Origin of the sequence: Caldimonas sp. (assembly GCF_046289365.1) — a bacterium.
Classification (GTDB): Bacteria; Pseudomonadota; Gammaproteobacteria; order Burkholderiales; family Burkholderiaceae_C; genus Caldimonas.
The window spans coordinates 1-13,481 of sequence record NZ_JBKBVU010000079.1; the positions used below are offsets into that span (position 1 = coordinate 1).

Below are 13,481 nucleotides of genomic sequence, written 5' to 3' on the forward strand. Positions count from 1 at the left end.
TTTTGGGAGGGAATTGGTGGCGTGGCGCGGTTCCGCAGGGGCCGCCAGCCGTGCCAAGAGCGCCTTCCTGGCCAACACGAGCAACGAGCTGCGCACGCCGCTGCACGGCCTGCTGGGCATGGCCCGCCTGGCGCTGCGCAGCGACATCGACGAACGCCGCCGCCTTGACTACCTGCAGCGCATCCTGGAGAGCGCGCAGGTGCTGCGCGACATCATCAGCGACATCCTCGACCTGTCCAAGATCGAGGCGGGCCAGCTCGCGATCGAATCGGCTCCTTTCGACCTGCACCGCCTGTTGCAGGGCCTGGAGCGCGCTCACGGTGAGACGGCCCAGGCCAAGGGCCTGGCGCTGCGGCTGGTCTTGGCGGAGGACCTGCCGGCCAGGGTGCGCGGGGATGCCGTGCGCCTGCGCCAGATCGTGGGCAATTACCTGTCCAATGCCCTGAAGTTCACTGAGCGCGGCGAGGTGGTGCTCCGAGCCGGGCGTGCCGGGGGCGAGCGCGTGCGCCTGAGCGTGAGCGACACCGGCCCGGGCATCCCGGCCGAGCAGCAGGGCCGGCTGTTCCGCCCGTTCAGCCAGGCCGACACTTCCGCGACGCGCCGCCATGGCGGCACCGGCCTGGGGCTGTCGATCTGTCGCGAACTGGCGCAGCTCATGGGGGGGGAGGTCGGTCTGGACAGCCAGCCCGGCCGCGGCAGCACTTTCTGGGTCGAGCTGCCGTTGCCGTGGACCGACGAGGAGGCCATCGCCCAGGCGCCGGCGGAAGAATCCGTCAACCTGCGGGGCCTGCGTGTGCTGCTGGTCGAGGACAACCCGGTCAACCTGCTCATCGGCGTCGCGATGCTCGAACAATGGGGCCTGGATGTGGCCCATTGCAGCGACGGTCGCTCGGCCATCGAGGCCGTGCGGGCGGCCGCCAGCGAGCACCGCCCCTATGCGCTGGTGCTGATGGACCTGCAGATGCCGGGGATGGGGGGGATCGAGGCCGCACGGGAACTGCGCCGCTGGTTCGGGGCCCAGGAGCTGCCCATCATCGCGCTGACGGCCGCGGCCCTGGTGTCCGAGCGCGACGCGGCGCTCGAGGCCGGGATGAACGACTTCCTCACGAAGCCGCTGGATGCCACGGTGCTGCACCGCATGCTGTGCCGCTGGGTGCCCACAGGGTGTGGCGCCACCACACCCGCACGCGACACCACCGGCTCCTGACGCTCACTGCGGCGCCAGCCCCAGCGACAACGGGTCTCCCCGGCCCAGCCGCACCAGCACCGGTTCGTCGCTGCTGAGGTCGATCACCGTGGTGGCCTCGCGAGGGCAGGCCCCTGCGTCGATCACCGCCTGGATCTGTTTTTGCAGCCGCTCGCGGATTTCCCGCGGGTCGTTCATTGGATCGCTCTCGCCGGGGGCGATCAGGGTGGTGCCCAGCAGCGGCTGGCCGAACACCTCCAGCAGCGCCTGCGTGACGCGGTGGTCGGGCACGCGCAGGCCGATCGTGCGCCGCGAGGGGTGCGATACCCGCCGCGGCACCTCCTTGGTGGCTTCCAGGATGAAGGTGTAGGGACCCGGCGTGGCCAGCTTGAGCAGGCGGTATTGCCGGTTGTCCACGCGCGCATGGCTGGCCAGCTCGGACAGATCACGGCACAGCAGCGTGAGGTGGTGTTTGTCGTCCACGCCGCGGATGCGGCGCAGCGCCTCGGCGGCCGCCTTGTCGTCCAGATGGCAGACCAGGGCGTAGCTCGAATCGGTGGGGATCGCCACGACCCCGCCGCCATGCAGGATCTGCGCAGCCTGCTTCAGCAGGCGCGGCTGCGGGTTGTCGGGATGGACTTCGAAGTATTGAGCCATGCGGGCATTGTCGCCGCAGTGTCAGTGTGCAGAACGCAGGCCGTTCAGAACCCGGCGCCCGGGATCATGTCGCGGGAGCGCTCCAGTGCGGCACGGGCTTGTGCATGGCCCATCGCGATCATCCGTTCGGCGCAATGGAAGTCGAGCAGCCCGCAGGCGTTGGCGGGGATCTCCACCAGAATGTCAGGCCGGTAGGCCGCGATCTGGTAGCGCGCGATGCGGTCCTGCATCGCCTCCAGCGACCGGCTGATGATGTCGAAGGCATCGTCGGAGGGTTCGTCGCTGCCGCGCGCCAGTCCGAGGCTGTCGCGCGTGCGCTCGATCCAGCGCTGCAAGGCCGTGCGCGGCGGCTCGTCGGCGGTCGCGCTGCCTGGCCCCGAACCGTTGCGCGAGCGGGGCAGTGGCGGGCCGTTGAGCGAGACGGCGACGATGCGCTCGGCGCCATGGCGCAGGCTGGGTGCGATCGGCAGCGGGCTGAGCAGGCCGCCGTCCACCAGGGTCACGCCGCGTCGCTCCAGCGGGGTGAACAGGCCCGGCACCGCGATCGAAGCGCGGATGGCCTCGAACAGCGATCCCTCGTTCAACCAGACCTCGCGTCGGCGCCGGATGTCCGAGGCCACGGCCGTGAAAGGCAGTGGCAGCTCCTCGATGCGGGCATCGCCCACCAGATCGGCCAGCTTGTTCATGAGGCGCTCGCCCTCGATCAGCCCGCGTCGGGTGAACGAGAAGTCCATCAGGGCCCAGACGTCGGTGCGCGACAGGCCGCACACCCAGTCGGTGTAGGCCTCGAGCTTGCCGGCAGCGTACAGACCGCCCACCAGAGCGCCCATCGAGCTGCCGGTGATGGAATGAATGCGATAGGCACCGTCCTCACGCAGCGCACGGATGACCCCAATGTGAGCCAGGCCGCGCGCGCCGCCACTGCCCAACACCAAGGCCACCGGGATGGACGGATCGAGCATGGGCCTCCTCCTCTTCAGGGGGCGCATCCGGGCCGCTCCCCGCTTGGAAGTATCCCCCATCGCAAGCGCCGGGCCGGCCTCTCACTTGGGGGAGGGTTTCGGCACTTCAGTGCTTGTGGTGGCCGCCGGCTTCATGACCTTTCGCAGGCGCGGAGCCGAGCGCTTCGACCTGGACTTGCACCGTGACCGAGCCGGCCTTCTCGAAGCGGAGCACCAGGGGCAGCGTCTCGCCGGCCTTCAGCGGCGATGTCAAGCCCATCATCATGATGTGCAGCCCGCCGGGTTCCAGCGTCACGGTTTGGCCGGCCGGGATGTCGATGGCGGCGACTTCACGCATGCGCATCACGGTGCCTTCCATGCGCATGCTGTGCAGCTCGGTGCGGCCGACCCGCTCGGCCGGCGCAGCAGCCGACAGCAGCCGGTCTGCGCTCGGCCCCCGGTTTTCGATTTTCAGGTAGGCGCCGCCGGCCTTTTGGCCTGGTGCGGTGGCGCGAGCCCAAGGATGATCGATGACGAGATCGCCCACACGGTAGTCGTGGGCCTGGACAGACAGGGCCAGCGTGCTGGCGACAATCAGCGCGGCGCGCCGGGTCAGGGTCGAGAGGCTCATACGAAAAACTCCTTCAGAGGCTGCGAAGAAAAACGCTCTTGCGATCATGCGGCGTCGGGTACCGGGCGACGCCACACGGCGGTGATGCCCTCAGCCACACCATAGACGAGCAGGCTGCAGGCGAACACGGGTTGGGCGTAGGCCAGCGCAGCCAGCACCAGCCACAGCCCGATGGGCACGGCGCGCCAGCCCGATGCAGGCAGCGCAGGCACGGGCCAGCCGGCGCCCGCGGGCCGGCGCAGCCAAGCCATGCGCAGGCCCGAGACGACCGCGCCGATGCACCCCAGCGCCACCAGGATGAGCAGGACCTGGTTCCACAGGCCGAACTCCCCGCGATGGAAGGGAATGCCCACCGCGGTGGCGCGCGCGAGCACAGGCATCTCGTCCCAACCGGCGGCAAACAGGGCTTGCCCACGATAGGCATCGAGCACCAGCACGAAGCGCCGTGTGGGTTGGCTGCGGTCGAAGTTCTCGACGCGCCACACGCCTTCGGGCCCGCGCGGCGGGGTGAGCATCATCGAGATGTCCGGCGACTGGGCACGGGCGGCCTCGTAAGCCGCCTGCCACGACAGCGGGGCGCGCCCATCGGCCGGCAGCGCGCTGCGCAGATCGGCCGGCGAGCGCAGCGCCGCCTGCCCGAGGGCCTGCTGGGCGGCCCGGAAGCGCTCGCCGGTGTGGGCCGACCAGGTCAGGCCGGTGAGCAAGATCACCACGAGCGCGCCGCTCATCAGCACGCCGCCGGTGGTGTGCCAGTGGCGCCAGCGCACGCGCAATGGCCCCACGCCTGGGCGCCGCCAGGCGGCGCCCAGGGCGCGCCAGCCGCCGCGCGGCCACCACATCGCCAGCCCGGTGGCCAGCATCAGCAGCAGCCAACTGGCGGCCAGCTCGATCAGCCAGCGCCAGCGCTCGCCTTGCAGCAGCGAGGCATGCAGCTTACGCGCCCAGTTCCGGTAGCGTTGCAATTCGTCGAGTGCGCCGACGACCTCGGCGGTGTGCGGGTTCACATAGACGATGCGCCCGGCGGGCAGTCCGTCGGCGCGCGGCGGGGCGGACGGGTCCGGCCCGAAATGCACCTGGGTCGTGTCGCCCGGGCGATGCGCCGGCACGGCAAAGCGCAGGGGGCGCGAGGGCTCGGCCGAGCGCGCGGCAGCCACCTGCACATCCAGGGGCAGCACTGTGTCGGTTGGCGTCACGTGATCCACAGGCCCATGCAGCCAGGCCTCGACCTGCGGCGTGACGACGTAGAGCAAGCCGGTGAGCGCGGCCACGACCACCAAGGGGGCCGTGACCAGTCCCGCCCAGAAGTGCATGCGCCAGAACACGCGATACAAGGCGGCCCTGCGGTTTGAGGAGGGGTTCGTGTGCATCGGATCCTCGCTCAATGCACCCAGCGCAGCTCGGTGTGCAGCGTGCGGCCGGGGTAAGGGTGGAACTGCCAGGCGCGTTGGTCGGTCAGGTTGTCGATGCCCACCGCCCATTCGAGCTTGGGTTGCAGCTTGACGCTGGCGCGCCAGTCGAGCTGCTTGACACGCGAGACACCGCCATAGACATCCGGTTGGATGTCGCGGTTGTAGACGTCGTTGTAGGCGCGTCCGCTGTAGCGCAGGCCCAGGCTGGTGCGCCACCGGTCGTTGGGCCGCCAACTGGCCAGCAGCGCGCCGCGCGATTTGGGCACGCGCAGCCAGTCGGCGCCCACGCTGGCGGGGTCGCGGCTGTTGGCCGTGATGATGCTGCGCGTGAAGGCGAGGTGGCCTTCCAGATCGACGCCGCGCACGAAGACATCCTGCCGCGCCCACACGAACTCCACGCCGCGCGTGCGCACGCGATCGACGTTGGACACCCTGGTGACGCTGGGCGTGACGGTGGCATCACTCTGACGCAAGATGGCATCCTTCACGACATCGTGGAAGACGGACACCCGCAGGCGATGCCGCGCGCCCGTGTGTTCGCTCGACAGCTCGATGGCCGTGGAGCGCTCGGGCTGCAGGTTCGGGTCGCTCACGATCACGCTGGTGCCGGTGGCCGTGCCGTTGTAGAGCTCTTCCACGTTGGGAAAGCGCACACCATGGCCAGCGCTGAGTTTGAACAGCCAGTCGGGTGTGGCCCACCAGGCCAGCGAGGCCTTGGGCGAGCGGCCGTTCAGACGGCGCTCACCGTAGACCGTGTACACGCCGTTGGCGGCCAGCTGTTCGCCCTCATAGGCGCGGAAATGCTCCACGCGCAGGCCCAGTGTGAGCTGCAAGTCCTCGCGCAAAGCCCACACATCCTGGGCGTATGCGGCGGTGATGTCGGTGCGCCCCCGATAGAACTGGGCCAGGCTGCCGCTGCCATGGCGCCAGTCGCTGAGGTTGTCCACCGTTTGATCCAGGCGGTAGCCGTTGCGATGCACGCCGAAGGTCAAGGCATGACGGCCGTTGCCGAAGTCGCCCGCCGTGGGCGTGTAGGCCGCTTGCAGCTCCAGCGTGTGCCAGCCCGTGCCATCGCGGCGGGTGAGCGTGCCCGCGCCCCCCTGTGCCGCCACCGGGTCGGGCTGACTGGCCTGGCGGGCTTCATCGTGGGCAATGCGGTACAGCGAAGCCACGAGCGAGCCGTTCCAGCCCGTGGCATGGCGCGTTTTGAGCGTGAAGCCCCCTTGCCAATGGGCTTCGTCACGTTGCGAGGGGGCAAATGTCGCGGCCGGGATGGTGAACTGGTAGGTGCCATCGGTGACGGTGCCCGACCACACCGGATTGCCGTTGGCGTCGCGCAAGAAAGTGCGGTTGCGCGTGGCCGAGTCGTTCACCCAGTGCGCCACGAACCCGCTGGCCTGCAGCGTCGGCGTCAGATCTTGCCCGAGCTGCAGCTTGATCGTGTGTTGCTCGGTGCGGTCGATGGCGCCGCTGTTGGCGCCGAACACCGCCCGCGGGCGGCCCAGCGGATCGGTGTCGTAGCGGATGCCCGTGACGGGCGTGCCCGTCGTGCCCGGTGTGAGCGTGGTGCTCGTGTGGTACTGCATCGGCTGCGAGGTGCTGTCCTGGTGATTCAGGTGCAGCGCGTACCACAGGCCGTTGTCCAGCCGCGAGGCGATGCGCGCGCTGAGCTGGTGGCCGTCGTAGTGGTCTTTGTCGCCATAGGCGCTGAAGCGCTGGCGATGTCCGCCCAACCGTGCCGACGCCTCGAAGCCCTTCGGGCGGCCTTCGTGCACCACCACCGTGGTGCCGATCGAGTTGCCCGGATACAGCGCCGAGTATGGGCCGTACAGCACGTCCACCCGCTCGATCGATTCGGGCGTGAGCATGTTCCAGCGCGGCGCATCGAAGCGCCCGAGGAAGTTCGACAGCAAATAGCCGTCCACATAGACCAGCGCCCGCGAGGGCTGCAGCGGGCCGAAGTTGCGCCCGCCAATCAGCGCATTGCGGTCGCCGATGTAGCGCTTGCGGATGGTGGTGGCCGGCACATAGCGCAGCGCATCCTCGGGGTTCACGAGGTTCTGGTCACGCAACTGCTCGGCCGTCTGGCTGGCGCTCGTGTGCGGCAGCGTGGGGTCGAGATCGACGCGCTGCCCGGTGACGAACACGGGGGCGAGCGAGGCTTCGGTGGCCACCCCTTGGGCCACAACCAGCGTAGAGGGCATCGCGGCAGCCAGCGCCGCCGCAGACAAGGTAAGAGTTCTCACGAAAAGTCCTGAACGAAGTGACGCGCGCGCTACAGGCGCGCCCACGGGTTCGCAGCGCACGCAGGTGCTGCGAACGGGCGATCGAGATCGTCGTCAGTTCAGGACGGGAGGGGCGTGATGCAGTCGCGCGACCCACCGGGCCGCGGCATCCAACGCGGCACGCGGCGGCGCCGTCGCAGGCGGGGGCCGGCCCTCGTCGGGCGATGCCCGCACCATGGGGTCCGAGGCGGCGCCCGGTGCGGCATGCGCCACCATGCTGGCCAGCGCGCAGTGCTCGCTGACTGGATGGGTGGCATCCGTGTGGTCGTCGTCCGGGTCGGCCGCGTCGCCGAGCAGCTTGCCGCCGGCATCGAGCACCACGGTCTTGACACCATAGACCGTGCACACCTCCACCAGCGTCCTGCCTTGGGCCTGGGCCGCCCCGACGGCCAGCAAAGGCAAGGCGGCCTTGAGCAGCAGCATCAAGGCCAGCCAGCACAGGCTCAGACGACGGGACGACGACATGGGGCCAGATTGTGCCTCAGCCGCTCAAGGGGTGGCTTCCGGCCGCTGCAGGCGGGAGCGGGCCAGTTCGTTCTTCAGCCTGGTCTGCAAGGCCTGCAACGGCGGCCAGTCGTGCCGTGCGGGCAGTCGCTTGTCACAGTTTGCAACTCTCGGGCCGGCCCGATCCGTGCCATAGTGCAGCCCTCGTTCCCTGCCGGCTGCCGGCGGGGTGCATGACCCTGAACGAAGGAATTGATTGATGACGAAATCCGATCTGATCGATGCAATCGCCACCGATGCCGACGTGAGTAAGGCTTGCGCCCAGCGCATGCTCGACGCCGTCGCCCAGCACATCACCCAGGCCCTGGCCAGGGGTGATACCGTGGCCTGGGCCGGATTCGGCACTTTTGCCGTGTCCGACCGCGCGGCGCGCACGGGCCGCAATCCGCGCACCGGCGAGGAAATCCGGATCGAAGCCTCCAAGGGGGCCAAGTTCAGCGCCGGCAAAGCCCTGAAGGATGCGCTGAACGGCCGCTGAGCCGCGGGCGAGCCCACCGGCGTTGCCCCTGACGCACCGACCACGGCCGGCTTTGCCGGCCGTGGTCGTTTCCAGGCGTGACAAAGTGGGCGCCCCTTGCCGTTCGGCGGGCTGTACGGGCCGGCCATCGGCCACGTACCTGAGGCCGGCACGCCTTTCTTAAACTGGCCTGCCGGACCCCGTCACCGACGCCATGGAACACGTGGATTTCATACATCTGCTGCGCCTGAGCGAGCAGGCCTGCGAGTCCGACGCCAAGGGCTACCGCCGCAGCGTCTGGTGGTTTGCGGTGCTGGGCTATGCCGTGGTCATCGTGCTGGCCCTGATGGCCGTGGGTGGGCTGGGCGCTGTGGCCTGGGCGGCGGCCACCGGCCGCCCGGGCGGCTGGGTGATCTGGCTGGGCCTGGCGGCGCTGGCGCTGCTGTGGGTGACGCTGCGCGCGCTCGTGACGCGCTTTCCGTCGCCCGAGGGCTACCGGGTCACGCCCGCAGACGCCCCGGAGCTGTTCAAGGCCATCGAACGCCTGCGCAGCGCCGTCAAGGGGCCTCTCATCGATGAGGTCGTGCTTGACGCCAGCTTCAACGCTGCGATCCTGCAGCGTCCCCGTCTGGGGTGGTTCGGGCACACCAACCACCTCGTCATCGGCTGGCCGCTGATGTGTGCCTTGGAGCCACGCCGGCTGCTGGCCGTGCTGGCGCATGAATACGGGCACCTGCGCGGCGAGCATGGCAAGTTCTCGGCCTGGATTTACCGCACCCGCTCGGCCTGGTGGCGTCTGCAGCAGCGGTATGAAACCCACCAAGGGCCACTGCCCTGGCTGGTCCGGGGATTCCTGGCCTGGTATGTGCCACGCTTCAATGCACGCACCTTCGCGCTGGCCCGCCAGGACGAATACGAGGCCGACCGCGTGGCTGCCCGGCTGTGCCGCCCCGACGTGGTGGCCGAAGCCTGGATGGAGCTCGAGATCAAGTCCCGGTGGTACCACGAGGTCTACTGGCCCCGCCAGTGGCATCGGGCGCTCAAGGAGGCGCGCCCCGACCCGATGCCCCATGCCGACATGGTCAGTGCCTTGCTGCAGGGGCCTGACCAGGCCTATGCTGAGCGCGCACTGAGACAGGCCCTGATGCGCCTGCCCAGCTACGACGACACCCACCCCGTGCCGCGCGACCGCCTGGCCGCACTGGGTGTGCCCCCGCAGGTGCCGGCCTGGTCCAAAACGCCGTCCATCGCGCTGCTGGGCCGCGCCGCGCCACGGATCGCGCACCACTTCGACCGCCAGTGGTGGCAGGACACGCGGCGCGACTGGGAGCACCACCACCGCCATCTGGCCGCCTGCCGCGAGCGCGCGCGCGACTACCGCGCCCGCGCCGCCGACCTGCGCGCCGAGGAATGGGTGGACTGGGCCGAGTGCCTCGAGCAACTCGGCCGCGACGACCATGCTGCGCTTTACGAGCAGGCCCTGGAGCGCGAGCCCGGCCACGCACGCGCCCTGCTGCGCCTGACATTTGCCCGACAGGCAGCCGCCCATCCCGAAACCCTGGTGCTGGCCGAGCGACTGCAGGCCCTGCACCCCCAGCACGGCTACGCGGCCTGCCGGCTCGCGCTGGACCACCTCGACCACCTGGAACAGGGTGGCCGCGACGCCGGCCCGAGCGACCCCGCCGTGCGCCGCACCTGGCGCGAGCGCCTGGCCCACTTCGAACGACTTGAAGCCAGCGCCTGGGCCTCGGTGACGGCCACTCCCCCTTGCGAACACCTGGTGGCCCCTGACTGGACCGAACTGGAGCGCCGCTACGTGGTCGACGATCTGATCCGCCGGCGCGAGGTCGTAGCCGCCTGGATCGGCGGCAAGACCGTGCCCGAACTGCCGGGGCGAGTGTACCTGGTGCTGTTCATCCAGATGCGCCGCCCCGACGAAGCCCGCGGCCACGGACTCGTCCAGCAGCTCATGGAAAGCCTGCCCTTCCCCGGGCGGCTGCTCGTGACGGTGGTGGACCTTTTCGTGAGCGAGGCCGACGTGCGGGGCAGTGCGGCGCAGGCGTTTTATCGGCGCCGCAAGCGCTGAAATGCATGGCCCAAGGGCGCAGCCAAATTCAGGAGCAGGGTGTGGCAGGGTTCAACACCACGGGCCGGGCATCCTCGCCAAGCTCCCGCACATCGAGCGTGCATTGGCTCGGGAACAGCCGAAGCACCGCTTCGTAGTCCTTGCCCGGCTCCGGTACGAACGAGCCCGCCACCGAGCAGTGGCACGCCCGTCCCCAGCCGCACCCGATGCCTTCAGGGGTGGTGAGAAACGCCAGTGTGATGGGCTGACCGGCCGCCACATACATCTCCCCGAAGCTCGTCCTGTCGGACGTCGTGCCCGGCATGTCGAGCGATCTGCCGCGATACCCGCTGCTGCCGAACATGCCGCCGAACACCGTCCCCGCGCCCGGTGCGCTCCAATCGATACAACTCTTGCCCGGCACGGCCTTCACCAGCGAGTTGGCCTTCACCCTCAGCCGGGCCCGGGCCTCCGTCTCGGCCGGCTCCGATGCCGTCTTGAACTGGGTGGAGATCGAGCCGCAGCCGGTGAGAAGCGCGACGGATGCGATGAGGACGGCGAACAGGGATGACTTGTGCATGTTGTGGTTGAAGGTGATGTATCGGAGAGGGCGCCTGACGGACCGAGCCATGCTCGAGCATCGGATGGTCCGCGCACCTGCCAGACACTTCGCTGGATGAAGCTTTCCAGGCGGGGCAAGGCTATCGACGCCGCGTTTTCAGCGCCACCCTCTTCGGAGGGAAGAGCGCATGCGGGGCGAGGAAGAATGCCGGATTTTTCACACCGCATAGCGTATCCACGCCTTCGGGCCCTCTTGCCTTGCCTGAGCTATAGCTGAAGCCCCGGACACACTGAGGCCGCGGGCCTCATGCTCGCTGCGGTTGGTGAGGTCCTGGGTGCTGAGCGTGCCGGTGGTGAGCCGGTTGCGGCCCTCGTCCACGGCGGATAGGGTGCTGGCGATCAAGCCGCCTTGCAGAGCGGTGTGGCCCTGCACCTGCACGTCAAAACCTCCATCGCCCGCACGCAGGCCGCTGTGCTGGCTCACGCTGGCGTGCTCGGCGTTCACCCGGGCCTGGCTGTAGCTCGCGCTGGCCGCAAAACCGTAGCCGATGGTGACACTGCCGCCGGCACTGTGGTGGCGGCTGTCGTAGGTGGCGGTGTCTTGCACGCTGTGGATGGTGAGGTCGCGCCCCACGCGGGCGGTGAGCTGCTCACCGATCCGGAAAGTCCACCTCAATGGGCTTGTGCTGCGGATCGGCAAGAAAGCGCACATAGGTCTGCACGGCCAGCTTGTACTGCGCAAAGCTCACCTCGCCGCCTTCACCCTGGCCGTACAGCCCCTCGAACCAGACCTTGTCGCGGGTGATGTAAGTCACCCAGGCGTTGCCGTCGGATTCGATGCGCTCGGCTTCACCGGATTCGATGCGGCGGATTTCTTCCAAGGCGGTTGCCCCCGATCCCTCGGCGGATTGGATGTCGCTGTCGATGGCCTCGCACATCATTTCGAATTCCGGGACGACGGTTCTCTTGGCATCCACAACATGAAGATCAAGATCGACACTGTAGTGCTTGCCTTGCTGTGTGTCAGTGGTCCAAATCTTGGGCCGACATACTAGTGTGAGATGAGGACTCATTTCATCGATCCCCAAGGGGATAAAAGGTGGTGCGACCATTTTTCGGATCCCAGTTGAACCGGATTCTGATTCCACTGGGGGAGATGGCGTCGAACCTAGTTCCTGGCGCGCCCTGCTTAAACGCCTCGGTCACCTCGTACTCGATGCGCGCCTGGGACCACGAGGGTGGGAAGAACGTCGATTCTCGGGGCTTGTCCACCCACTGCCCCTTGCTGGCATCAAAGATCTGCACTGGGGCTTCGTAGGTGCCATTGGGATGGTAGATGACTTGGGCGTCTGGTTTGATGCGCGCTGTTCCATCGGCGGCGAACTCGGCATGGTAGCCGGTGGCCTTGTGGTTCTTGTTGATCTCGCCGGCCAGCACGTGGTTCATGTCGAAGTTGTACTGTTGCAAGACGCTGCGATCGGTCTTGGCCAGGTACTCGGCATCGCGGCTGGTGTCAGGGACGATCTTCGTCCAGTGGCTCAGCTCTGAGTTGAGGTGTGCGGCGTTCAGGGCGCTGGGGGCTGTGGCGGCCTCGGTGGGCGTGGCCACGGGTTTGATGGTGTTGGCCCCCTTGAAGAACTGCGTCAGCGCCTCCACCGAAGGCTCGCCGACCTTCTTGACGAGCCCGCCTGCCACGGGCACCACACCGACGGCGGCCCAGAAGCGGCTGGCCTCTTCGCCGGTGACGGAGCTCTTGCCGGTGAGCAGTTGCACGAAGGACTCGCCCGTGCCATAGACCGGGGCGAGTTCGAGCAGCGTCTGGGTGAGTTGCTGGGCCTGCTCGGGCGTGAGCGTGGAGCGGCTGGCCAGGGTGCTGAGGTTGAGCGAGCGCTCCAGCGTGGCCACCTGCCGGTCGATGCGATCAAAGTCGGCCTGCGTGCAGTGCGGGCCGCATTCGCGCATCAGCCGGGCGTTCTCCTGGCTGACCGCCCGGCGCACGGGTTGGGAGGGTGAGGGAGGTTTCGAGAAGTGCCCGATGGCAAGGTGTTTCAATCTCCCGGGTTCCGGTCACGAAAGAGGAAGGCCCTCATGCGGCGAACAGCTTTTTGAAGGGCGAGTTCGCCCGGTTCGCCCAAACCAGTCATCTTGGCTTGGGCATCGTAACCAGCATAAGCCACCATAAGGCCACCAACCAGCGATACCCAGTACCATCCTTTGGATGGATTGTCCAAAAATAACCAAGGGCCGAGACCCAGAATTAGCCCGACCAATGCCAGTAGTGTCGTCAGGCGAACTTTCATTATTTTGTTCATGATAATCCATCGATTTTGTCGCGAGCATGATCTAGCTGTCGGGCCTCGAATGATTCCTGACCTGTTTTGAGAACAGATGAGGATGCGATCCGCGCGCTGGCCTACTTGGGCCAACAAGAGTTGCATGAAGACATCGCGCTCATCGCTTTCGAAAGACTGATCTAATCTTCCGAACTGAATCCTTGAGGAACTCGTCTCCTGGGTTGCCTCGCTTTAGGAGATCAGACAACGCATCAGCACGAGAAATTCCTGCTAATACCGCGCCAGCGATCAATAGGAAAAAAGTCAGTGTATTTGCCTTATCAAGCAAATACCATGGCCCAACCATGAGTGCAATGCCGGTGATGCCTATGGGAAGGTCTGCAAAACCTCGGCACCTCTGCTCCGATGTGAGACATTGACGGCATGAAGCAAATGAGCCTGGGCGAGAGCGGATTCGAGCGCAAGACCAAGAGGACGCGCAAGCGCGAGTT

Annotated in this window: 14 protein-coding genes; 3 read left to right on the top strand and 11 right to left on the bottom strand. The window is 67.7% G+C overall.

Annotated features, from left to right (window positions below):
• Window positions 1-1,207 (top strand): ATP-binding protein (locus ACK42S_RS09655; protein ID WP_409706264.1); only part of this gene is annotated, 1,207 nt, incomplete at its 5' end.
• Window positions 1,208-1,210: 3 nt separating this feature from the next.
• On the opposite strand, the gene ACK42S_RS09660 is transcribed toward ACK42S_RS09655, so the two are convergent.
• The 6 genes from ACK42S_RS09660 to ACK42S_RS09685 form a co-directional block, all read right to left on the bottom strand.
• Window positions 1,211-1,843, bottom strand: coding sequence for an L-threonylcarbamoyladenylate synthase (locus tag ACK42S_RS09660; protein WP_409706267.1), 633 nt, complete (start codon window positions 1,841-1,843; stop codon window positions 1,211-1,213).
• A gap of 44 nt (window positions 1,844-1,887) precedes the next feature.
• A complete protein-coding gene (locus tag ACK42S_RS09665; protein WP_409706270.1) occupies window positions 1,888-2,805 on the bottom strand; it encodes a patatin-like phospholipase family protein in 918 nt (305 codons plus the stop codon).
• A 106-nt stretch (window positions 2,806-2,911) separates the two neighbouring features.
• Window positions 2,912-3,415: a copper chaperone PCu(A)C gene (locus ACK42S_RS09670; protein ID WP_409706272.1), complete on the bottom strand. Its 504-nt coding sequence runs from the start codon at window positions 3,413-3,415 to the stop codon at window positions 2,912-2,914.
• 44 nt (window positions 3,416-3,459) lie between these two features.
• Window positions 3,460-4,782: a PepSY-associated TM helix domain-containing protein gene (locus ACK42S_RS09675; RefSeq protein ID WP_409706275.1), complete on the bottom strand. Its 1,323-nt coding sequence runs from the start codon at window positions 4,780-4,782 to the stop codon at window positions 3,460-3,462.
• Window positions 4,783-4,793: 11 nt separating this feature from the next.
• Window positions 4,794-7,070, bottom strand: coding sequence for a TonB-dependent receptor (locus ACK42S_RS09680; protein WP_409706278.1), 2,277 nt, complete (start codon window positions 7,068-7,070; stop codon window positions 4,794-4,796).
• 93 nt (window positions 7,071-7,163) lie between these two features.
• Window positions 7,164-7,574 (bottom strand): DUF2946 family protein, encoded by a 411-nt coding sequence (locus tag ACK42S_RS09685; RefSeq protein WP_409706281.1) that lies wholly within the window; start codon window positions 7,572-7,574, stop codon window positions 7,164-7,166.
• 238 nt (window positions 7,575-7,812) lie between these two features.
• Between ACK42S_RS09685 and ACK42S_RS09690 the strand changes: the two genes are divergently transcribed.
• Entirely contained in the window at window positions 7,813-8,091 is a 279-nt protein-coding gene (locus ACK42S_RS09690) for an HU family DNA-binding protein (RefSeq protein WP_409706284.1), read from the top strand.
• Between the two features lie 193 nt (window positions 8,092-8,284).
• On the top strand, window positions 8,285-10,156 hold the full coding sequence (locus tag ACK42S_RS09695) for a M48 family metalloprotease (RefSeq protein WP_409706287.1): 1,872 nt from the start codon (window positions 8,285-8,287) through the stop codon (window positions 10,154-10,156).
• 28 nt (window positions 10,157-10,184) lie between these two features.
• Here the strand turns inward: ACK42S_RS09695 and ACK42S_RS09700 are convergent, their stop codons facing one another.
• The 5 genes from ACK42S_RS09700 to ACK42S_RS09720 all read right to left on the bottom strand — a co-directional run bounded on the left by ACK42S_RS09700 (window position 10,185) and on the right by ACK42S_RS09720 (window position 13,008).
• A complete protein-coding gene (locus tag ACK42S_RS09700) occupies window positions 10,185-10,715 on the bottom strand; it encodes a hypothetical protein (RefSeq protein WP_409706290.1) in 531 nt (176 codons plus the stop codon).
• A gap of 198 nt (window positions 10,716-10,913) precedes the next feature.
• Complete coding sequence (locus tag ACK42S_RS09705; protein WP_409706293.1) at window positions 10,914-11,372, bottom strand: hemagglutinin repeat-containing protein; 459 nt, start codon at window positions 11,370-11,372, stop codon at window positions 10,914-10,916.
• Window positions 11,347-11,769, bottom strand: coding sequence for a hypothetical protein (locus ACK42S_RS09710; RefSeq protein WP_409706297.1), 423 nt, complete (start codon window positions 11,767-11,769; stop codon window positions 11,347-11,349). The genes ACK42S_RS09705 and ACK42S_RS09710 overlap by 26 nt, the downstream gene beginning before the upstream one ends.
• Before the next feature lies 1 nt (window position 11,770).
• Entirely contained in the window at window positions 11,771-12,694 is a 924-nt protein-coding gene (locus ACK42S_RS09715; RefSeq protein WP_409706300.1) for an EndoU domain-containing protein, read from the bottom strand.
• A 50-nt stretch (window positions 12,695-12,744) separates the two neighbouring features.
• Window positions 12,745-13,008 (bottom strand): hypothetical protein, encoded by a 264-nt coding sequence (locus tag ACK42S_RS09720; RefSeq protein WP_409706303.1) that lies wholly within the window; start codon window positions 13,006-13,008, stop codon window positions 12,745-12,747.
• Window positions 13,009-13,481 lie beyond the last annotated feature (473 nt).

What these genes read in the sequence shown, in the direction of transcription:
- ACK42S_RS09660 (WP_409706267.1), bottom strand. Translation starts at nt 1,843, where the DNA reads ATGGCTCAATACTTCGAAGTCCATCCCGACAACCCGCAGCCGCGCCTG.
- ACK42S_RS09665 (WP_409706270.1), bottom strand. Translation starts at nt 2,805, where the DNA reads ATGCTCGATCCGTCCATCCCGGTGGCCTTGGTGTTGGGCAGTGGCGGC.
- ACK42S_RS09670 (WP_409706272.1), bottom strand. Translation starts at nt 3,415, where the DNA reads ATGAGCCTCTCGACCCTGACCCGGCGCGCCGCGCTGATTGTCGCCAGC.
- ACK42S_RS09675 (WP_409706275.1), bottom strand. Translation starts at nt 4,782, where the DNA reads ATGCACACGAACCCCTCCTCAAACCGCAGGGCCGCCTTGTATCGCGTG.
- ACK42S_RS09685 (WP_409706281.1), bottom strand. Translation starts at nt 7,574, where the DNA reads ATGTCGTCGTCCCGTCGTCTGAGCCTGTGCTGGCTGGCCTTGATGCTG.
- ACK42S_RS09690 (WP_409706284.1), top strand. Translation starts at nt 7,813, where the DNA reads ATGACGAAATCCGATCTGATCGATGCAATCGCCACCGATGCCGACGTG.
- ACK42S_RS09695 (WP_409706287.1), top strand. Translation starts at nt 8,285, where the DNA reads ATGGAACACGTGGATTTCATACATCTGCTGCGCCTGAGCGAGCAGGCC.
- ACK42S_RS09700 (WP_409706290.1), bottom strand. Translation starts at nt 10,715, where the DNA reads ATGCACAAGTCATCCCTGTTCGCCGTCCTCATCGCATCCGTCGCGCTT.
- ACK42S_RS09710 (WP_409706297.1), bottom strand. Translation starts at nt 11,769, where the DNA reads ATGAGTCCTCATCTCACACTAGTATGTCGGCCCAAGATTTGGACCACT.
- ACK42S_RS09720 (WP_409706303.1), bottom strand. Translation starts at nt 13,008, where the DNA reads ATGAACAAAATAATGAAAGTTCGCCTGACGACACTACTGGCATTGGTC.